We start from the raw sequence: 20,480 nt of genomic DNA, 5'->3' as shown, positions 1-20,480 counted from the left end.
TCTCCGTTAGCCCAGCAGCTGGTGAATACGCTTCAGTCCCGCCACCAGCCGATCGACCTCTTCCGTTGTGTTGTACATCACCAGCGATGCGCGGCACATTGCCGGCACCTGGTAAAACGCCATTAGCGGCATCGCGCAGTGGTGGCCCGTACGCACGGCGACGCCGTAGTTATCCAGGAAACTGCCCACGTCATAGGCGTGGTGTTTGCCCAGGTTGAAGGCAATAACGCCCTGCCTCTCGGCCGGACCGTAGAGCGTCAGATCCGGCACGCCGGCAAGCGCCTGCAGCGCATAGCGCATCAGCTGCTGCTCGTACGCCTGAATGGCATCCAGGCCAATGGACGTAACATATGAAATTGCCGCGCCCAGCCCGATGATACCGCCGGTATTGGGCGTGCCGGCTTCGAAGCGCCACGGCGCGCGCGCGTAGGTTGTCCCTTCCGACAGGCTGACGGTGGCAATCATCGAACCGCCCCCTTCCCACGGCGGCATTGCCTGCAGGATATCTTCCTTCACATACAGAACGCCAATCCCGGTCGGCCCGTACAGCTTGTGGCCAGAGAAAACGTAAAAATCACAGTCCAGCACCTGGACGTCAACCGCGTGGTGCATCACCGCCTGAGCGCCATCAATCAGCACCTTCGCGCCCGCCCGGTGCGCCTTCTCGATAATCTCCGCTACCGGGTTTTCCGTGCCCAGCACGTTAGAGACGTGCGTCACCGCCACCAGGCGCGTCTGCGCATCCAGCAGGGCGTCCAGCTGCTCGAGCTGCAGGGTTCCGTCTACATTTAGCGGGATCACCCGCAGCTGGGCACCCACGCGCTCACAGAGCATCTGCCACGGCACGATATTGGCATGGTGCTCCATCTGGGTGATGACGATGTTATCGCCCGCGCGAACCTGCGCGTTGCCCCAGCTGTTCGCGACCAGGTTGATCCCTTCGGTGGTGCCGCGCACGAACACCAGCTCTTCCGGCGAGCGAGCATTCAGGAAAGCGGCCACCTGCGTGCGCACGTTCTCCATACGCTGGGTCGCCTCGGCGCTCAATGTATGAATACCGCGATGCACGGCGGCGTAGCCGTGGCGATAGAATTCTGCCTCGGCGTCCACCACCTGATTCGGTTTCTGAGCGCTGGCAGCGCTGTCGAGATAGGCCAGCGGCAGACCGTTCACCTCACGGGTCAGAACCGGAAAACCTGCCCGTACTTTCTCTACGGGAAAACTCATGCTTCGCCTCCAAGACGCTGGCCTATGCGCGCCAGCACCTGCTGTTTTAATACGCCATCGTGCAGCGCTTCCGTCAGCTCGGCGGCAAACGCGTAGATAATCATCTTCTGCGCCGCCTGCCGATCGATGCCGCGGGAGCGCAGGTAGAACATCTGTTCGTCATCGATCCGCCCAACCGTTGCGCCGTGGCTGCACTTCACGTCATCGGCATAGATTTCCAGCTGCGGTTTTGTGTCCACCTCAGCCAGACGCCCTAACAAAAGATTGTTGTTGGTCATCTGCCCGTCGGTTTTGATCGCGTGCTGGGCCACGTTTATCAGGCCGTTAAACACCGCACGACCTTTATCGCTGACGATAGTTTTGTGCAGCTGGCGGCTGTTGCAGTAGCCTTTGTTGTGTTCAAGCCAGGTGCGGGTATCGCACACTTCCGATTTCACCGGCATCGCCAGGCTGTTGATGCGCAGCGTGGTGTTTTCGCCGTTAAGCTGGGTGCTGGTGTTGTGACGCAGCACCGCGCCGCCGAGCAGAAAGCTGTGGCTAAAGGCCGCCGCATCCTGCCCAAGCAAAATATCGTTATGGGCGAAGTGGTGGCTGACCGGATTCTCAAACGCCAGCTTGATATGGTGAAGCTGGGCATTGGCGGCCACGTTCATCGTCAGGCGCGCCCCGGTAAAGTGACGGGTCTCGTTGAGGCTGACGTAATGCTCCAGCACCGTCGCTTCCGCGCCCTCTGCCAGCTCAAGGTGATGACGATAGTGCGCCGTGTTGATCTCATCCCCGTCCAGCCCCTGGGTGATGTGCATCAGCAGCAGCGGTTTTGCGGGGCGCTGATTACGCTTCACGCGGATATGGGTTACGGACCGCGCCAGGCTTTCGGTAAGGTGAAGAAACACGTCTGGCTGGACTGCCGTAGTCAACCCCTGGCGCTCGTCGTTAACGGCGATCTCAAACCCGCTCTCCTGAGCGTCGTCGCTCAGCTCCGGGCGGTACGCACCGTCAACGAACACCAGACGCACCGCGTCCACGGTCAGCGCCAGGGCGTCACGCTGGCTTTGACCAATCATCGCCGTGCGGGTAACAAATTCGCCGTTCAGCAGGCCGTCAAGCGGCGTATATTTCCAGTTCTCGTGCTTGCGCGTTGGCAACCCCAGGCGCAGCACCTGCTGAAGATGCTGCTGAGCCTGTTCAGACCGGTTTTCACCCTGCGCTTCAAACAGACGATGCCACTGCTGGAGCGCATTACTGCTGTTCGGTAAGCCAGCCATAACCCTGCTCCTCCAGTTGTTTAACCAGCGTGAAATCGCCGGATTTCACAATACGCCCCTGGTAAAGCACGTGGACGTAGTCCGGCTTGATGTAGTCCAGAATACGCTGGTAGTGCGTCACGATAATGAACGAGCGCTTGCCGTCGCGCAGGGCGTTCACCCCGTCGGCGACAATTTTCAGGGCGTCGATATCCAGCCCGGAGTCAGTCTCATCGAGAATGCACAGCTCGGGCTCAAGCACCGCCATCTGCAGAATATCGTTACGCTTTTTCTCGCCGCCAGAGAAGCCGACGTTAACGGAGCGGGTCAGCAAATCTTCCGGCATTTTCAGCAGCTTGATCTTCTCTTCCATCAGGTCCTGGAAGTCGAAGCGGTCCAGCGCGTCCAGGCCGCGATACTTCCGCACCGCGTTCAGCGCCGTCTGCAGGAAGAACTGGTTGCTGACGCCCGGGATTTCCACCGGATACTGGAAGGCCATGAAGATGCCCTCACCGGCGCGATCTTCCGGCGACATGTCCAGCAGGTCTTTGCCGTTAAACTCGACCGTGCCGCTCGTCACTTCATAATCTTCACGTCCTGCCAGCGTCGCCGAAAGCGTACTTTTCCCGGAGCCGTTTGGCCCCATGATGGCGTGAACTTCACCCGGCTTGACCTCAAAATTGAGACCGCGCAGGATCTCTTTGTCTTCCACGCTAACCTGTAAATCTTTAATACTTAACATGTACTTTCCTTAACCGACGCTGTGTTCAAGACTAATGGCGAGGAGTTTTTGTGCTTCAACGGCGAATTCCAGCGGCAGCTCAGAAAATACGTCCTTACAGAAGCCGTTCACAATCATTGAAATGGCATCTTCTTCGCTGATCCCGCGCTGCAGGCAGTAGAAGAGCTGGTCTTCACCGATGCGCGACGTGGTCGCCTCGTGCTCAAGCTGGGCGCTGTTGTTGCGGCATTCCACATACGGGAAGGTATGCGCGCCGCAGTCAGCGCCTATCAGCATGGAGTCACACTGGGTGAAGTTACGCGCGTTGGTCGCCGTCGGCATGATTTTCACCAGCCCGCGGTAGCTGTTCTGGCTATGCCCGGCTGAGATCCCTTTCGAGATGATGGTCGATTTGGTGTTTTTACCGATGTGGATCATCTTGGTGCCGGTATCGGCCTGCTGATGTCCGCTGGTCAGCGCCACCGAGTAAAACTCGCCGATAGAGTTATCCCCGCGCAGAATGCAGCTCGGGTATTTCCAGGTGATGGCGGAGCCGGTCTCGGACTGCGTCCAGGACATCTTGCTGTTTTCGCCTTCGCACAGCGCGCGCTTGGTGACGAAGTTCAGGATGCCGCCGGTATTACCATCGCCCGGGAACCAGTTCTGCACGGTGGAGTATTTTACTTCAGCATCCTTGTGAATGATGACCTCCACCACCGCCGCGTGCAGCTGATAGCTGTCGCGTACCGGAGCGGAACAGCCCTCGATATAGCTGACGTAGCTGCCTTCATCGGCCACCAGAATGGTGCGTTCAAACTGGCCGGTTTTTTCCGCGTTGATGCGGAAATAGGTCGACAGCTCCATTGGACAGCGCACGCCTTTGGGCACGTAGATAAAGGTTCCGTCGGACGCCACCGCCGCGTTGAGCGCCGCAAAGAAGTTATCGTTGCTCGGTACGACGGTGCCGATGTACTTTTTCACCAGTTCCGGGTGGTCGTGGATGGCTTCACCGAAGGAGCAGAAAATGATCCCCTGCTCCGCCAGCTTCTCGCGGTACGTTGTTGCCACCGAGACGGAGTCAAAAATGGCGTCAACCGCCACCTCTTTCCCCTCTCGTACGGGCACGCCAAGCTGGTTAAAGGCCTCTTCAACCTCTTTGCTCAGGAAGCTGTTGTCGGCTCCGGTTTGCTGCACCGCGCCGGGCTGCGAGGCGCAGGTGTCGTCACAGCTGCCGCAGGACGGCGCGGAGTAGTAGCTGTAATCCTGATAGTTCAGCTTGTCATAGTGCGCCTTCAGCCAGTGCGGCTCGTCCATTTCGAGCCAGGCTCGGAAAGCGCTCAGGCGAAATTCGAGCATCCACTCTGGCTCGTTGCGTTTAGCCGAGATGGCGCGCACGACATCTTCGTTGATGCCTTTCGCCAGCTCGTCGGTCTGCAGCTGCGTGAAGAACCCTTCTTTGTAATTAAGGTGTCCGCCGCCCCAGGTATTTACATCACTCGTTGCTTCAGTATTACGAGACATAGTACCGCCTATACCCCAAAGCTTTCGCCGCAGCCGCATTCGTTCTGGGCTTTCGGGTTATGAAATTTGAATAATTGATTTAAGCCTTCACGCACGTAGTCCACTTCAGTGCCGTCAATGAAGGGCATCGCCTGAAGCGCGACGTACAGCTTTGCGCCGTCGGTTTCAAAGACCAGATCGTCTTTTGCGGGCTCTGTAACCGTATCCAGCACGTAGCCAAAACCCGCACAGCCGGTTTGCTTCACGCCCAGACGCACGCCAAGGAGATCGGGGTTTTTCGCTACCAGCTCGTGGATATGCGCCGCAGCCGATGGCGTGAGCGTGAGGCCGCGCCAGGCGAAATCGGCCGGATTGAAGGTTTCTGAATGTAATTCCATAGGTCCACCTCGTGTAATAAGCCTCAGGGGCATAACACCATGTTAGTGATAACGATTATCACTTCAACCCCTTACGAGCAGGGGCTTTAGGCTAAACCGCCCTTTTTGGCTGCTTTTACTAAGCATAGACCCTGTCAGAAGATGCGGGCGGGATGGACGTAATTGTTCAATGCATTGATAAATAATGGATTTTGTTAACTTAATCGGCGTGATATGTAGAAAGGTAAAATATGCATCGGAAATGCCTATTTTTGAGATAGATTTTTGACTTTCTGCGAAATCAGGCAAGTACTGTTAAATCAGCAGGTTAGTTTTTACGGGTGCGGATAATACCGGACAAAAGTACCACCAGCCATGATTGCAATAATGAGTAATGCTTCTGACGGGTTCGCGTATAGCATCGCCAGCACTTCAGGCAGTCAGCGTTTGTTCAGAAAAAAGCCCGCGGGATGGCGGACACAGAGAGAATGAAAAACCCCGGTATGTAAAACCGGGGTTGATACTGACTACGATTTAAAGTCCGCTTTCTGCTGCGGCCTTTGCCTGGGCAACTGCCCCGGCACTAAATATTGGATGCTCGTGATTGTTCGTGACGTCACGAACGCGATAGATTTTCCATGCATCATCTTCCCGACGAAGAAATACTTCAAGGTGTATGCTTCTCCCGCCGCCAGTTCCCTCAGTTACCTGGACGACTTCACCGTTTAAAAATGGCCTTCCGTCTTCCACGCGTAATGCAGGTATCCATTGGCGAGAGTAATCCTGGGTATACGTAAAATAGTCAGACTCAATTAACTCTTGTTCAGAGATTTCCTGTATGGCGCAGATGCGAGCAACAGTATCAGCAGAAACATATTTACGCAGTTCGTCGGCAGGATAAATCCTGGCTTCATCGCTGCCGAATGCGGAAAGATAGGATCTATAAAATGATTCGGTAACGTCTTGCGCACTCCGATCTCGATTGGCAGCCGAACTACATCCCACCAACAAAATAACGAATGATAAAAATACTCTTTTCATCAATGCATCCTGTAAATTTTAAAGGATGGTTGCATTTTGCGGTACCCAGGCCCCGGATACATGCTTTTTTGAATAAAGTCGGAAATCCAACGCGTGCCGTCATACATGGTCATGTGACCTATGCCATTTCCACCGGGGTAAGGCTGTATCACAGCCACATCGCCAGAAATTAACGTTGAACCGGGCGGCAGTTCACTGAATCCTGCACGCAATAACTCCGCCCCAAAATCTTTTGCGTAATCTGTGTTAGATACTTTAACCCCCCCAGCCAGGATGGCCAGGCGGGTAAACTTAGCGCATTCACTATGCGAGTGCCCCAGGGCGTGCGATCTGAGATACGAAATAGCAACGTCTTTATTCCAACTCATTCTTAGTTCCTTTAAGTAAGTAAGAATGAAATTATCACGTTAACCCTTTATTTATTGTGGATAAAAAATGCCTATTCTTTAGATAGATTTTGCGCAGGTTAATCGAGGAGGAGTAAAAACAAAAAAGGCCCTCACGGACCCCTTAAATCAATGGTGGAATGAAACCGAGAACCCCTGTTCGCGCCAGTGGTCAAGCTGTTCCTGCTGACGAGGCGAAGGCGGCTGTCCCGTCCAGACAAAGATATTTTGCCCAGGGAAGAGTTCTGGTCGAGGTGAATCGATAGGTTCAGCCAAAACGTCAATATGCCAGCCTTTATGGGCAAGGCGCGCAGCCTCGAGCCACAGATGGGTGCGGTCATCACACTCCCAGCCAATCAGCAGCGCATCTTTTCCGGCCTTTTTGCGCGATTCCGCAAGGCTGGCAATGGCAAACTCAATCAGCACGCCGTCAAGCAGGCTCGCCATATGACGTACCGTATTTTGGTCCTGATTCATTCGCTGACGAACGGGAGTGATAATATTATCGATAAGCGCATCCATCGAATGATCGCGACGAAACTCACCTATTTTGGCACGCAGCCTCGCCGGGCTGGCGTAACGCAGAACCGTTAACATCTCCTCCTGGAACGTTGCCCAGTTGCCCTGGGTCATCACTTCCTTGTTTTCCAGCAAGGCTTTTACTTTTCCGACCGAGACGCCGCTTTTCATCAGGCGCTTGATCTCTTCAATCCGCAGGATATCCTCGTCGTCAAACTGACGATGACCCCCTTCGCTGCGTTGCGGCTTCAACAATCCATAACGGCGCTGCCAGGCACGCAGCGTAACGGGGTTGATACCGCATCGTTCGGCCACTTCGCCGATACTGTAATAGGCCATTAACTCCCTCACGCTCAATACTTCCATACCCAACCAAACCAACCTTATCAGATTGTACAAACCATTTGTATAACTAACGCCTCGTTCTGAGACAAGGGGATGGTGGATAAAACCATCCACTCGTTAATACATTGTTGTATAAATTTGACCGTTCGTACAGATACCCCGGAAGGATAACGTACAACTTAGTCAAAATCCGAACTTTTTCTCAGGCCAGGCAATGGCAGGAATACCGCCCAGCCGAGGGCTGGCAAACAGGTTGCCCTGAAACTGCGAAATACCCGCCGACTCGAGCCACATCCACTCTTCAGGCTTCTCTACGCCCACGGCGCAGAACTGAATTTCAAGCGACGCGCAGCATTTGATGATCGCCTGAACGATCGCCTGCCGTGGGCCGCTCTTGTGGACATCGGCAATCAGATCGCGATTAATCTTAATTCTGTCCGGCTGGAACTGCGCCAGCAGCTGTAGCCCGGCAAAACCCGCCCCGAAGTGGTCGATCGTCACGCTGATGCCCGCGCTTTTTAACTGTCGTACGGAGTGGGTGAACTCGTCGAAGCGCGAAATGGCTTCGCTTTCCGTAAACTCCACCACGATCTGCTCCGGCACAAAGCCATTCGCTTCGATGGCAGTCAGCAAAAAGTCCGCTGCATTTGGCACATTTACGATCGTCATCGGCAGCAGGTTGAGCGAGAGCGTTTGCTCCTGCAGGCCAAGCGCGCTGGCCATCGAGAGCGCAATCTGTTTGCTTTTCAAATCCGCTGTATACACATCTTCACGCGGCAGAGCGTCAAAATAGGCGGCAGGCGATTCGCCGGAACGGGTGCGAATAAGCGCTTCCCAGGAGACAACCTGCTGCATGAAGGGATCGACAATAGGCTGGAAAGCAAAACTGCAGTCCGCCCCTTTCGCAACCACTTCCGGCTGTAAGGACAGCGGCGTCTCCTCAGGGATAAAGTCCCAGGAATTTGCCTCAGGCAGCTCAAAATAGTTCGCTTTTTCTGTCGCTTCGACAAAGGTACGGAAAAACTGCAAAGCCCGATCGTTATAGGTCAGCTGATACTTTGTCGTGCCCTTATCCAGCACCTGCTGCAGCACTTCGTCTCTGTCGTACTTACGCAGATCGAACAGCTCCATTCCCACGTTGCCGAAGCGGCGGTTAGGACCATGATCGCTCAATAATTCCACCACATTGTGATGGCGCGTATCGCGGCAAATATTCTGATAGATTGCCGTTACGTCTTCCAGCGGTCCTTCGAGCAGTTGAAAAAAATGTGTGCCGTTAAAAAGCAGGATCCCCGTGACATTGGAATGCCGATTTTTACTGTTTGCAGCAGCTACCATTTCTTCCAGCGCTTTCACTGGAACGTCCTCGCAGATATGACTGCGGTAAATGATGGTCGTTAGCATGCTATTCCTGGGGGTTAATAGGATAAGCCACGATTTTTCGTGGGTAGACTTCTTTTATAGCACATTAGTTACCTAACAAATAATTTACATCTCAACAAGTTACCGCAGGTTGGTATGTTTACAATTGGCGTGTACAACTCTTTATCGCAACCCACTGTTGTACAATATATCCTGTAACGATACCGTAAAACAATACAACTTTAACGCAATGAAAAATAACAATATTATAAAATATATCCAAATAATTCTAAAAATCTGTACATTTTACATGTACAGATTTAAAAAAAGTGTATACCTTAAATGTAACGTTACTGATTACAGATTTTTACAGGAGCGAAACATGAACCAGAACGGTTATGTCGCAGATTCAGCAGCAGCTATCGCGCAGTACTTCGAAAAAGCCGCGCTTCCTACTCAGCAGGAGACGCTGGGCCAGGTGGTTGTTGAAATTCTTAGCGACGGGCGAAACCTCAATCGCAAATCGCTCTGCACCAAACTTTTAAGTCGACTCGAAAAGGCCGATGGCCCTGACGAGGAACAGCATTATCACATGCTGCTTGGCCTGCTCTTTGAACGGTAACGTATGAACAGCAGTGACGCAGACCGACTGATCGACCAGCTAATCGGTGAAGCCGTTCTTTCATTACTGAAAGAGCGCGGGCCTGTTACTACCGATGGTCTTGTTCAGCGTCTGCGTAGCATGAAAGCGCATGAAACGGATCCCCTGCGGCGGGAGACACTTGCGATGGTGATTGCCGAAATTGGATCAAGCACCATCGACTTTAAACGTCACAGAACCGCACAAGGACGAAACGTAAGAGAGGGATCTCTTAAACATAACAGAGACAATGTAGTGCCTTTATTTGGAAAAGGAAAACCGTCCGACCCCAAGAAAATACATTGACTACAACCTTACAGCTACGGTGAGAACAAATGAGACAAAATATTCAGCTTCAACCCGAATACCATTCCGCTTTCCTGGATAGTGCGTTATCGGAATATTTTCGCCATGCTGGCGAGCGATTTGCTGAAGAGTCCGCTGTTTTTTCTACTGCAGTACGCTGTGTCCTTGCCTCGGAAGGACATTTAACCAATAAGGCCATTATTCTGTGGCTGATCCAGACGCTGGAAGTGACGGACGATGTGGTAAAGGCCGACGTTATCCGCAAAACCTTAGAGATTGTCGTGGGCTATACGATGGACGATCTTTAACGTTTCGTCTTTCACCGTCTGCTACGTGTCATCGTCACTTCTGACGACCCTTCTGACGATGACACGCTCTCCCCTCCCGTAACGCCCCGCTAAACCTGAAAAGTCAATGTGGCATAGATCCTGCTTAGTACCCTTTACGGGACTGGGCTATCCAGTTATTTATCGCTTCATTTCTTAACAGGTCTGTTATTGATGAAAAAAATCGCCACCGTCTGCCCCTACTGTGGAGCGGGCTGCAAACTCAATCTCATCTTGGAAAATAACCGTATTATCCGTGCCGAAGCGGCAAACGGCGTGACCAATCAGGGTACGTTATGTCTGAAAGGATTTTACGGTTGGGACTTCCTTAACGATACTCGCCTGCTGACTCCCCGCCTGACGCAACCGATGATCCGCTACAGCAAAGGAGAGGCATTGACTCCCGTCACCTGGGAAGAGGCTATCCGCTATACCGCCCAGAAACTTAAAAGCATTAAGGAACAGTTTGGCCCGCGGTCAATCATGACGACGGGCTCCTCCAGGGGCACGGGGAATGAAACTAACTTTGTGATGCAGAAGTTTGCCCGCGCGGTGCTCAACACCAACAACGTCGACTGCTGCGCCCGCGTCTGTCATGGCCCTTCCGTGGCGGGTTTACAGGAAACGCTGGGCAACGGTGCGATGAGCAATTCAATCAACGACATCGAAAACTCAAAATGCCTGCTGGTGTTCGGCTATAACTGCGCCGATTCGCACCCTATCGTTGCCCGCCGCGTGCTGAAAGCCCGTGAAAACGGCGCAAAGATCATCGTCTGCGATCCGCGCCGCATTGAGACGGCACGCATTGCCGACCAGCATTTGCAGCTCAACAACGGCAGCAATATGGCGCTGGTGAACGCGTTTGGCTACGTGCTGCTTGACGAGGAGTTATACGATAAAAATTATGTTGCGCGCTTTACGGAAGGGCTTGAAGCCTATCGCCAGACGGTTAAAGACTACGCCCCTGAAAACGTCGAACATCTGACGGGTATTCCGGCGCGCGACGTGCGCCAGGCGATGCGTACCTTTGCTGCCGCACCGTCCGCCACGGTGATGTGGGGCATGGGCGTCACGCAGTTTGGTCAGGCGGTGGATGTAGTGAAAGGCTTGTCCAGCCTGGCCTTACTGACCGGCAACCTCGGCCGCCCGGCGGTGGGCGTTGGCCCGGTCCGCGGCCAGAACAACGTTCAGGGCGCGTGCGACATGGGCGTGTTGCCAAACATGTTTCCCGGCTATCAGGAAGTTACCGACCTGGCGGTCAGGCAAAAATTTGCCGATGCCTGGAAGATAGACGTTAGCAAAATGGACGATCGCGTCGGCACGCGCATCACCGAGGTCCCGCACCTCGCGCTTGAGGGTAAAATTAAAGCGTACTACATCATGGGGGAAGATCCGCTGCAGACGGAGGCCGATCTGGGCCTGGTTCGTCGCGGGTTTGAGGCGCTCGATTTCGTGGTGGTTCAGGACATCTTTATGACCAAAACGGCAGAGGTGGCGGACGTTCTGTTCCCCGCCACGTCATGGGGGGAACACGGCGGCGTCTTTACCTGCGCCGATCGCGGCTTCCAGCGTTTTGGCAAGGCTGTTGAAGCCAGCGGCAACGTGAAGCGCGACTGGGAAATCATTTGCCTGCTGGCTGCCGAAATGGGCTACCCGATGCATTACGATTCTGACCAGCAGATCTGGGATGAGATGCGCGAGCTGTGTCCGCTTTTTTACGGCGTGACCTACGAAAAGATGGGCGAGATGGGCCACGTTCAGTGGCCGTGTCCGACGCTCGATCACCCCGGCACGCCGTACCTGTACAAAGACAATCAGTTCGACACCCCGACGGGCAAAGGTCAGCTGTTTGCCGCCGCCTGGCGCGCGCCGGCTGAAACGCCGGATGAGGACTATCCGCTGGTGCTGTGTACCGTCCGCGAGGTCGGCCACTACTCCTGTCGTTCAATGACCGGCAACTGTGCCGCGCTGCAAAGCCTGGCCGACGAGCCGGGACGCGTTCAGATGAACCCTGCCGACGCGGATAAGCTGGCCATTGCCGACGGCCAGCTGGTGTGGGTGCGGTCACGCAGGGGCAAGGTCATTACCCGGGCCAGCATCAGCGAGCGTATTAACGCTGGGGCCGTCTATATGACCTATCAATGGTGGATCGGCGCCTGCAACGAGCTGACGCAGGATAACCTTGACCCTGTATCCAAAACGCCGGAAACGAAGTACTGCGCGGTGCAGCTGGAGGCGATTGAGGATCAGCGCTGGGCGGAGGATTTTGCGGCGTCAGCCTATCAGACGATGAAGACGCGGTTAATCAGCGCGGTAAACGTTTAAGGCAGAGGCTCGCAGTGCGAGCCTCTTTGCATTGGCTACCTTGTTAAGCAGCGATACCAGTTCATAGTCGCTGCGCAGCCTGAACTTATTCATAATTATATATTTATGCGTAAATACGGTTTTATCACTGACGCTTAATTCATCGGCTATTTTGGCGACCGACAGCCCTCGATAAAAACCAAGGATAATGCGGGCCTGCTGAGGCGATAATTTATTCTGCTGGCAGTCGATGCACGACATCATCGATCCTGAGTCACTCTGAACAATGCCTCTCTGCCAGGCGTGCGTAAGAGCCTCGGTAAACTCAGAAAGCGTCGCTCGACGCGAAATGAAAATGACGTCCTGAAAGCAATCCGGCAGCGCATTCACCAGGTTAAGGTCTTCAACAAGCCCAATCACGAACCCTTTTTTTCGTTCCTGTAGCTCAGGAAAACAGGTCAGATACTCTCCCGCACAGAGGGAGAGAACGATAACGTCAGCCGCTCTTACGCCTTTGGCGGTAAAACAAGAGTCAAAACACAGGTCTTGTTTTGTTAATTGTGACAACGTATCCGTAAACAGTTTCGTAAGCCCAAACTGTAAAAACATATTGGACTCATTGATAAGTATATTCACCATTCATCGCGCCCTTACGCTGGCAAAGTAACGCCGGAACGTTCAGTTGTACTGCAGAGTGAGAACCACGACGGCACGAATAGTGCCCGGCGTTGCGCCGCCGGTAACCGATTTAACCCAGGCCTCCATCGCCATGGTTGCCGTTCTGTCTGCAGCAATATTTTGTGTGATACGGGTTCCCGTTCCCTTAAGTGCACCGCTTCCTGCTTCCTTCATGGCAATCGCCACGTTTGTCGCAGTGCCGCTATTCATGTAGTAATCCGCCCCGGCGACCGGATCGGGTGCGCCAGCGAATGACGCCGTTACGCTCCGGGTGCCTGACGGGCAACGGGTAAATAACAGGTTGAAAGACACCGGATCGGACGCCGATCCCGGCGTCGCCATATTAGTGGCCTGAATGTTGCCGAGATCAATATTGAGGTTTGAATTTCCGCCATTGAAAATACAGGGTGATGCCACAACGCGCCCTGTAATATTAACATCAACATTATCACTCGCGGCTCCGGATAATGAGAATATAATGGTCATCAAGAAAATAAATATTTTTATATTCATCGTCGCCCCTATTGATAGGTTAAGTTAAGCGTTGCGGAAGCGTTCGCGATCCCGGTAGATACAGAGGTATTCGTCTGATAATAACGCGCGGTCAGAGGAAACATTTCGACGCCACCGGATGACTGTTTCAGCACAATATTCGTGTTTAAACTGAGAGGCGCATTATTATAAAGTAGCTGAACGCCTAACCCGCTTGCCATCCCCACGCTCCCCCGATCGGTTAAGGCCAATACGCTGGTATCACTGGCGTCGGGATCTTGCACTCCCGTTAATGTCAGATTGATATTTGCACCCGCGTCACAGTCCAGAATAAGGCTCTGCGTCTTTTGGGGCACCTGAGTAGCGGGTCCAACATTGTTTCCAAATGCACTCTCAGCAATATCCCCCATTTGAAATAAAATATTTGACGTTTTAACCGCACAGGCAACCTGGGTAACGGAGCCCGTTCCCGCATTGATCGGAATTTCTCCTGCCAGTTCCCCGCCGCGATACTGTTCGGTGTAGGCAATAAAAGAGGCTAACTGTCCAGTCAGTGAACCCGACGTAATATTTCCGGTTTTCCAAAGCTGGATGACGGGCTGGAAATTACTGATATCAAGATCGTCTGGGTTGGAGCTCCAGCTGAACGTGAGCAAATTACCGCCGTCCATATAGCTCACGCCGGAGAAGCTGGAACTGCCTGCCATACTGTTTTCATTATATCCAAATGAAATACCTACTCCCGCCAGGTTGGTATTATAGACTCTGCGCCCACTCGATGACGTAAACGCATAGGTCAGAACGACGCTTTTCATCCCGGCGGTTGAGCCCTCATTGCCCGTCGCCTTACACGTAAAGGCATGCGCCATCGCCCCATAGATTTCGTTACTGATCGCCTGGCCGACGGCTACATCGCGCTGAACAACTATATCGCCATAGTTAACGGTAAAGGGTGAACCGATAAAACTAAAGGTACAGGCATAACTCAACGTAGGGAATAAACACAAAAACACCCACAGTTTATTTTTAATAAATGACATATTCGTACCCGTGTTCATAATGCATCGATAATTTTCATCAGCGGCACTGCAGATTTGTGAGAACAATATCCTGCTGTTGCTCTTCCTTGCTGACTAAATACCTTACGCGACAAGTTTGTTCTGTCTTATCTTTCCACTGCACGCTGACCTCTACATTAGGGTCTAATCCCGTTAAGTAGACCTGACCATTATCTCCAACAATTGATTCGCTATTATTCACACCTGTGGCATTGGCTATCGCGCCAAAAGGAACACGTTTACCGTTCTGCTGTGTCAGGGTGATGAGCATACGGATCCCCATACTTGTCTTGTAATCTGCCCGAACGATAGCCCCTCGCGTAGGGATAACCGTTTTTATGGTCTGGTTCAGCTCAACATGTGTTGGTACCGTCTCGGTCATCAATGAAACATCATTTTTTCGATAAGGCATAAGATTTTGGCCAACGGCATAGCCACGGTAATCGGTCGTCACCCCAGTCATATTCGTCACTCCAACGTCAGGCGCGCCGCGGGTATTTATGAGCACATTCGTTTCACCCAGAGGTTGTGCCAACGTGACGCCTTCTGAATGCGCAACGATTCCCCCCTGAAATCCATAATTTAGGCGTTCACTGTTTCGGTCGTAGCCGTAACCGGCCGTCATTTCGCCATACTTGCCTTTGTAGGTTCCGTTTATATTACCGGTATCCCCGGCGGAATTTGTTCCATATCCCTGTTGGATATTCCAGCTCAATGCGTTATTCGCTAGCGCCACGCCATTCAGACCAACATTGTGCGTGGTTCCGTTATTCTTGCTGGCATTCATGCCGTAGTTAGCCCACGTCTGCGGCAAAAATCTGTCCAGGGGGATGCTGACGGTAAAGGCCAGAAGCCGATCTTCGTCGTACCGTTTCTGGCTGTCATGTGAACCGGCGCTGGCGTTTTTACCGTATGTCCAGGTCAGCCCGTAGCTGATATTTCGCCAGTAATTGTTATACCCAAGGCTGTATGACGACATCGACCGGCCGGAATTCCAGTAGTCTTCCCGTGCTGCACTCAGCGTTAGCGATCCAAAACCGCTGCCCAGCGCCTGGCTCATCGTCAGCTCTGCCCGATTTCGACGCCGGTCCTGAAGCGCGCTGCTGTCACCGTATGAATCCAGCACCTCCTGCATGCCGTAATAACCGCTGGTGGAGTAGCGATAGCCGGCAATCGCAAAGTGGGTGCCTGTTTCGACAACGTTTTTACTGTACCGGGCACGCCACGACTGCCCGCTGGATTTCTCAACTCCTTGCGGCGTTGACCAGCCCTGCGTCACGTCTGCGGACAGGGCGCCCAAACCGCCCATATTTTTGCCGACACCCATTGCGATCGATTGGTATTTACTGGATCCCTGCAGGCCGCCGTAAAGGGTTATACCGTACGGCAAGCCGTAAATTCCCGCGATCTGCCCAAAAGGCGTCTTTTCAACACGGTGGTTATAGGACCGGTATTGCCCGCCGGTAAAGGCATACTTGACCCGTCCTTCCCGCTGCAAAACCGGTAACGATGCATAGGGTATCGTGAAGCGCTGTTCGCTCCCGTCGGCTTCCTTAACGGTGACATCCAGATCGCCTGCCCCTCCCGTGGGGTACATATCCGTAATCTCGAAAGCGCCAGGCGCCACATAGGTCTGGTAGATCTGATATCCGTTCTGTCGGACAACCACCTGAGCATTGGTTCGGGCAATACCGCGCACCACCGGGGCATAGCCTTTCAAGGAGTCAGGCAGCATGTCGTCATCGGAAGCGAGCTGTCCGCCGCGAAAGGGCATACTGTCGAACACGTCGGCAGGCGCCGAGCTGTCGCCTAAGGTGAGCTGTGCTTTCAGGGGGATAACGGCGCGTTGCGCATAGGTATAAACCGTATCCCACGCGTTCTGACCGGCATCATCACGCGACCAGGTGGTGTAGTTGCGCAGCCGCCACGGTCCGATATTGATCCCGGGACGCAGGTTGGCATACCGGCTGTCGCTGGTAGCGGCTTGCCCCCCTTTGCTCCATGCGTTCGCGCCGCTCAGGCTGTAGTTCAGCATCGCGGCGGCGATCCTCTCATCCCATAACTCCGGTGAAACATATCCTCGGGCAGGAAGATCAATTGCCGCCTGTGGAATGCCGATCAGCAGTCGCTGCGCGCCAAACTGAAATTCAGTGCTGGCCTGCGGGATGGCCTGCAGGTTTGCGCAGGGAGGATCTCCACGCGCCAGGTCGGGAAAAAGCGCGGTTTTGACTCCCCATTTTTTGAGCTGCGCTACGCTCAGGCAGGGCTGCAGGCTTCCCACCTCGTCTTCCCCTTTTGCGGAGGTAAACTCGATATCAGTTGTCTCCATGAGCTGGTCGTCAAGGATGATGTCAACGTGGTATTTCCCCGGTGCCTGAGATCCCATTTCGAACGCAGATAAATCAGCTTTACCTGCGCCAGGATTGTCCAGCTCAACCAGTTCGGCATTAAACACATCACGCGCATTCACTGCATGCGTTGTGTTCACCAGCGCCAGGGCGATATATATCCCCAGACGCGCGGGCTGCATCTTATTATTTATCGTTGCCATCATCGTAAACCTGACTCAATAAAAGAGGCCGCTTGCAAAATTACAGGCTGGCCTGATGCGCGACGCCGGGGCTGCCATAGTCGTTAATCACCTTGAACGTGATCTGATTGCTATTAACTCCTGCGGGCAGTGCAAATACCGCTACCGCGCCGGGTGCGACCCAGGTAACATTCTCCAGCTGTTTAGCCCCCACGCTTATTTCATTAAAGTTAATGACGTAAGGCGATGGATTGGTGACCTGGAGTTTATTCCCGCTACGCGACCAGGTTAATTTATCCGCCTGCTCTTCAGGCGTAGAACCTTTCAGGCTGTCTGGCCGGTAGATGAGCTTAATGCGGGTTTTAACGGCAATTTGTAGTGCGTTAGCCTGCTTTGATGCTGAGGGTATGGCTTTAATATTCAGCCAGAACAGGCTTTCCTTATCCTGCGGCAAAACACCCGTAATCAAAATACGCTCGATATTTTGCTGACCGGCATCCAGACGATATAAAGGCGGCGTAACAATAAATGGGGCTTTATTAGCATTACCCTCCGGCATATCAACCCATGACTGGATTAAATAAGGGGTCGCATCTGCGTTATTGACGCCGATAGACGCCTCTTTTTTGGCACCGTCGAAGATGACCCGCGTGCCGCCAATAATGACGCCGGCGCAGGCATTCGTCAGCGACGCTGTGAGAGCCGCGGCAATCAGCAAGGTTTTGCTAATAAAATTCATTTCATACCTCAAAAACAGGGGGCAGCGAATGCCCCCCTTCAGCGCGGGCAGGCGCGAGCGCTGATTACTTAGTTATAAACAACGGAGAAGTTAGCAACAGAGTTAGCAGGACCGGCAGTCACCGATGACGCCGTTGAAATATACTGAGCATAAAAATTCAGCGTATTGTCAGCCGTGCTGCTCAAGGCGTAGCTGTAGCTGTTACTTCCGTGCAGCGGCAGGTCTGCCTTATCTGCGGTCATCAGGTTGATGGCAACGCCGGTAGCCGCACCTGCGACGGACGTATCGATAGCCAGCAGGCTGGCGTTGGAGAGGTCAGGCGTACCGTCAAAGCGTACTTTGGCATTCGTCACCGTCACCGGGCAGTTTTTCAGCACGATGTCGAACTTCGTGGCCGCCGTTCTTGCGCCTGTTGTTGGAAATTCTGTTTTATTGTAATCGCCCAATACCACAACCTGGTTCTGGGAAGCCACGTCCACGTCACAGGCAGTATCCAGAATATTGCCGTTAAAATTAACGGTTCCTGCCGCGGCAAAAGCATTGCCCGTCATTAGCGCAGAAGCGGTTGCGACCAGAGCAACGATAATGTTCTTTGTCATTTTCTTCATTTTCCTGTTTCCTCTATCACTTTATTTATTATTGAAATTCACGCAGCAGATAAACCATAAAAGAATGCGCGATGATTCTTTTATTCACGGTTCACTAAATTAAAGGTCCTACTGGCTGATTAAAATTTATATAATCATTTTATTGAACACAACCTGTTTCATGGTCTAGCTGTAGACTCAAATTTAACGTACATGCAACAAATTGCCCCCCTCTTTTTATTCACGACCTCCATGAGTCTATTTTTAGACCTGAATACCAACAACCCTTAATTCAATGAGTTATATAAAAACAGAGGATAAGTCTACTTTTAGACCTGCCCGGAACATTCCCTGAGTCATTCATTTTCAAGATAATTCAGCCAGAAGATCAAAAAATGATCATGTAAGCAGGAGTGAGGTATCACATGAATACGCGTCTAACCGCCCCCCTTAACAATAATGACTCTTCGGTGCTTGAATTAAAGCCTTTTCCCCATATTGAAGCACTGATGAAAGACGTACTCCCTGCTGCGGACAGAATGATTATCAGTCGCGGGGAAGCCGTGCATTATTATAAGGATGATATACGCCAGTGTTTTTTACTTTTACAAGGTAGCGTGGCGTTACATCGCCGTGGCGATGGTATTGTATTAAACTCAGAATCAGCCCCTTTTATTCTTGGCGTTAGCAGTCAATTTTCTACGGAGCATCTGTATGTCCGGGCGCTGGAAACCTCAGAAATCGCCAGGGTTTCACTGGATCGTTTCAATCAGATTGTCTCGCAACAGGATCTCTGGGAGCATTTTTCAAAGCTGCTGATATACACCGCTTCCCGGGTATATGAGCATTGTGCGCAGATATCGCAGATGTCAGCCTACGACATCATCCGTTTTCAGCTGGTTGAGCTAATGCAGGAGCCGGAGGCGATTCGGCAAAATATTACGGCGGCGGCCTATATCAAAAGCCGAACCTATCTTTCACGCAGCGGCATTATGCGGATTCTGGCCGAACTGCGGACCGGAAAGTACATCACCATGGAACGTGGCGTCCTGCTTGACATCCACCATCTGCCACGAAAGTACTGACAGCAAACGTGCCTGCGGCGAGGAGTAACGCTATAATTAGACAGGTCATTATCAATGGTTAGCGGCTATGTCCCCTTCAGAAAAAACTCACCGTGGTTCTCCCTACGCACAAGAGCTAATTCAACACCTACAGCCTTATTGCACAACGCGCAAAATGGGCCGTGGCGAACAGCTGGATCTCCAGGTTAACGGTCAGGGTTTCTGCTATTTGATCCTGGAAGGGACCATCGCCGTTTATCGCCGCAGCGACAATATGATGCTTTCAACGGCGCGCAGCCCCGCCCTGTTTGGCCTGGCGAACCTGACGGATATTTACTTCAACGACTACCTGAAGACGGTAAGCCCATGCGTGATCGGCGTGCTTACCACCGCGCAGGTGGGGGAAATTATTAAAGAGAAAGCGCTGTGGGGACTTCTCTCGAACCAGCTGATGTTTGTTTATAATCGGCTCTACCACAACGTGATGCCTCAGGGTGCCCCCACGGCGTATGAGATGATCCGCCAGCAGCTTATAAAGCTGATGGATGAAGACAACGCTTACAGAGAGAGCGTGACGGCGGAACGTTACATCCGTGATAAAACTCAGCTTTCCCGCAGCGGCGTCATGCGCATTCTGGCTGATTTAAAAACGGGGGGATTTATTGAAATGGAAGAAGGTCGGCTAATGAAGATCCACAAACTCCCTGCCAAATACTGAATTCGAAAGACAAAAAAGGCCGCAGTCGCGGCCTTTTTACCCACACTCAATGGACGTGAACGCCCAACCGCCAGGCAAAGTAGATCTCTTCTTTCAGTTCGTTAGAAGAGAGCGCCAGCAAATCTGCAAATTCCAGCTCAAGCTGTTTCAGCTTTTTCAGGTACTGCGCCGGAGACAGGTTGCTCTTATCGCGACGTATATATTCAATTGCCAGCTGCGTTGGGGTTATTTCAGTATCCATGATGTCCTCGCTTATGTACAAAACCTGACCAGTATATCACAGAAGACTGGCTAGATTTTGACCAAAGGCAAAACT

The 20,480-nt window shown here is 52.7% G+C and carries 22 protein-coding genes; 6 read left to right on the top strand and 16 right to left on the bottom strand.

The features are described 5' to 3' along the window. Positions 1 to 6: 6 nt before the first annotated feature. From sufS to E0L20_RS13755, 9 genes are all read right to left on the bottom strand, one after another. A complete protein-coding gene (gene sufS / locus E0L20_RS13795; protein ID WP_131634434.1) occupies positions 7 to 1,227 on the bottom strand; it encodes a cysteine desulfurase SufS in 1,221 nt (406 codons plus the stop codon). Then, complete coding sequence (gene sufD, locus E0L20_RS13790) at positions 1,224 to 2,492, bottom strand: Fe-S cluster assembly protein SufD (RefSeq protein ID WP_131634433.1); 1,269 nt, start codon at positions 2,490 to 2,492, stop codon at positions 1,224 to 1,226. The genes sufS and sufD overlap by 4 nt, the downstream gene beginning before the upstream one ends. After that, positions 2,467 to 3,213: a Fe-S cluster assembly ATPase SufC gene (gene sufC, locus E0L20_RS13785; RefSeq protein WP_131634432.1), complete on the bottom strand. Its 747-nt coding sequence runs from the start codon at positions 3,211 to 3,213 to the stop codon at positions 2,467 to 2,469. The genes sufD and sufC overlap by 26 nt, the downstream gene beginning before the upstream one ends. Before the next feature lie 9 nt (positions 3,214 to 3,222). Beyond that, the gene (sufB, locus tag E0L20_RS13780) at positions 3,223 to 4,713 is read right to left on the bottom strand and encodes a Fe-S cluster assembly protein SufB (protein WP_131634431.1); all 1,491 of its coding nucleotides are present in this window, start codon (positions 4,711 to 4,713) and stop codon (positions 3,223 to 3,225) included. Positions 4,714 to 4,721: 8 nt separating this feature from the next. After that, complete coding sequence (sufA, locus tag E0L20_RS13775) at positions 4,722 to 5,090, bottom strand: Fe-S cluster assembly scaffold SufA (RefSeq protein ID WP_131634430.1); 369 nt, start codon at positions 5,088 to 5,090, stop codon at positions 4,722 to 4,724. A 513-nt stretch (positions 5,091 to 5,603) separates the two neighbouring features. Further along, the gene (locus E0L20_RS13770; RefSeq protein WP_131634429.1) at positions 5,604 to 6,110 is read right to left on the bottom strand and encodes a YqhG/Tai3 family protein; all 507 of its coding nucleotides are present in this window, start codon (positions 6,108 to 6,110) and stop codon (positions 5,604 to 5,606) included. Continuing rightward, a complete protein-coding gene (locus tag E0L20_RS13765; protein WP_131634428.1) occupies positions 6,110 to 6,478 on the bottom strand; it encodes a hypothetical protein in 369 nt (122 codons plus the stop codon). The genes E0L20_RS13770 and E0L20_RS13765 overlap by 1 nt, the downstream gene beginning before the upstream one ends. Before the next feature lie 147 nt (positions 6,479 to 6,625). Further along, complete coding sequence (locus tag E0L20_RS13760; RefSeq protein ID WP_131634427.1) at positions 6,626 to 7,354, bottom strand: MerR family transcriptional regulator; 729 nt, start codon at positions 7,352 to 7,354, stop codon at positions 6,626 to 6,628. A 189-nt stretch (positions 7,355 to 7,543) separates the two neighbouring features. Continuing rightward, positions 7,544 to 8,764 (bottom strand): diguanylate phosphodiesterase, encoded by a 1,221-nt coding sequence (locus E0L20_RS13755; protein WP_131634426.1) that lies wholly within the window; start codon positions 8,762 to 8,764, stop codon positions 7,544 to 7,546. Between the two features lie 340 nt (positions 8,765 to 9,104). Between E0L20_RS13755 and ycgZ the strand changes: the two genes are divergently transcribed. The 4 genes from ycgZ to fdhF all read left to right on the top strand — a co-directional run bounded on the left by ycgZ (position 9,105) and on the right by fdhF (position 12,319). Next, on the top strand, positions 9,105 to 9,344 hold the full coding sequence (gene ycgZ / locus E0L20_RS13750; protein ID WP_131634425.1) for a regulatory protein YcgZ: 240 nt from the start codon (positions 9,105 to 9,107) through the stop codon (positions 9,342 to 9,344). A gap of 3 nt (positions 9,345 to 9,347) precedes the next feature. Further along, positions 9,348 to 9,668 (top strand): hypothetical protein, encoded by a 321-nt coding sequence (locus E0L20_RS13745; protein ID WP_131634424.1) that lies wholly within the window; start codon positions 9,348 to 9,350, stop codon positions 9,666 to 9,668. A gap of 29 nt (positions 9,669 to 9,697) precedes the next feature. After that, positions 9,698 to 9,976 (top strand): biofilm development regulator YmgB/AriR family protein, encoded by a 279-nt coding sequence (locus E0L20_RS13740; protein ID WP_131634423.1) that lies wholly within the window; start codon positions 9,698 to 9,700, stop codon positions 9,974 to 9,976. A gap of 192 nt (positions 9,977 to 10,168) precedes the next feature. Continuing rightward, positions 10,169 to 12,319: a formate dehydrogenase subunit alpha gene (fdhF, locus tag E0L20_RS13735; RefSeq protein ID WP_131634422.1), complete on the top strand. Its 2,151-nt coding sequence runs from the start codon at positions 10,169 to 10,171 to the stop codon at positions 12,317 to 12,319. Here the strand turns inward: fdhF and E0L20_RS13730 are convergent. The 6 genes from E0L20_RS13730 to E0L20_RS13705 all read right to left on the bottom strand — a co-directional run bounded on the left by E0L20_RS13730 (position 12,296) and on the right by E0L20_RS13705 (position 18,394). Beyond that, positions 12,296 to 12,907, bottom strand: coding sequence for a helix-turn-helix transcriptional regulator (locus E0L20_RS13730; RefSeq protein WP_242673406.1), 612 nt, complete (start codon positions 12,905 to 12,907; stop codon positions 12,296 to 12,298). The two genes, fdhF and E0L20_RS13730, sit on opposite strands and share 24 nt — an antisense overlap. Positions 12,908 to 12,976: 69 nt before the next feature. Beyond that, positions 12,977 to 13,462 (bottom strand): fimbrial protein, encoded by a 486-nt coding sequence (locus E0L20_RS13725; RefSeq protein WP_427854510.1) that lies wholly within the window; start codon positions 13,460 to 13,462, stop codon positions 12,977 to 12,979. 35 nt (positions 13,463 to 13,497) lie between these two features. Then, positions 13,498 to 14,508, bottom strand: coding sequence for a fimbrial protein (locus E0L20_RS13720; protein ID WP_131634419.1), 1,011 nt, complete (start codon positions 14,506 to 14,508; stop codon positions 13,498 to 13,500). 37 nt (positions 14,509 to 14,545) lie between these two features. Further along, positions 14,546 to 17,077 carry a fimbria/pilus outer membrane usher protein gene (locus E0L20_RS13715; protein WP_131634520.1) on the bottom strand — a complete coding sequence of 844 codons (2,532 nt, stop codon included), beginning with the start codon at positions 17,075 to 17,077 and terminating at the stop codon, positions 14,546 to 14,548. A gap of 40 nt (positions 17,078 to 17,117) precedes the next feature. Next, positions 17,118 to 17,795 carry a fimbrial biogenesis chaperone gene (locus tag E0L20_RS13710; RefSeq protein WP_131634418.1) on the bottom strand — a complete coding sequence of 226 codons (678 nt, stop codon included), beginning with the start codon at positions 17,793 to 17,795 and terminating at the stop codon, positions 17,118 to 17,120. A 68-nt stretch (positions 17,796 to 17,863) separates the two neighbouring features. Then, positions 17,864 to 18,394, bottom strand: a complete 531-nt coding sequence (locus tag E0L20_RS13705) for a fimbrial protein (protein ID WP_131634519.1) — start codon at positions 18,392 to 18,394, stop codon at positions 17,864 to 17,866. Positions 18,395 to 18,807: 413 nt separating this feature from the next. On the opposite strand from E0L20_RS13705, the gene E0L20_RS13700 reads away from it, so the two are divergent. Then, the gene (locus tag E0L20_RS13700; protein ID WP_131634417.1) at positions 18,808 to 19,467 is read left to right on the top strand and encodes a winged helix-turn-helix transcriptional regulator; all 660 of its coding nucleotides are present in this window, start codon (positions 18,808 to 18,810) and stop codon (positions 19,465 to 19,467) included. A 67-nt stretch (positions 19,468 to 19,534) separates the two neighbouring features. Beyond that, on the top strand, positions 19,535 to 20,164 hold the full coding sequence (locus tag E0L20_RS13695) for a helix-turn-helix domain-containing protein (RefSeq protein WP_131634416.1): 630 nt from the start codon (positions 19,535 to 19,537) through the stop codon (positions 20,162 to 20,164). Between the two features lie 46 nt (positions 20,165 to 20,210). Here the strand turns inward: E0L20_RS13695 and E0L20_RS13690 are convergent, their stop codons facing one another. Continuing rightward, on the bottom strand, positions 20,211 to 20,405 hold the full coding sequence (locus E0L20_RS13690) for a YdiH family protein (protein WP_131634415.1): 195 nt from the start codon (positions 20,403 to 20,405) through the stop codon (positions 20,211 to 20,213). Between the last annotated feature and the right edge of the window lie 75 nt (positions 20,406 to 20,480).

Source organism: Enterobacter wuhouensis, assembly GCF_004331265.1.
Classification (GTDB): Bacteria; Pseudomonadota; Gammaproteobacteria; order Enterobacterales; family Enterobacteriaceae; genus Enterobacter; species Enterobacter wuhouensis.
This window is presented reverse-complemented; position numbering and strand designations above follow the sequence as displayed.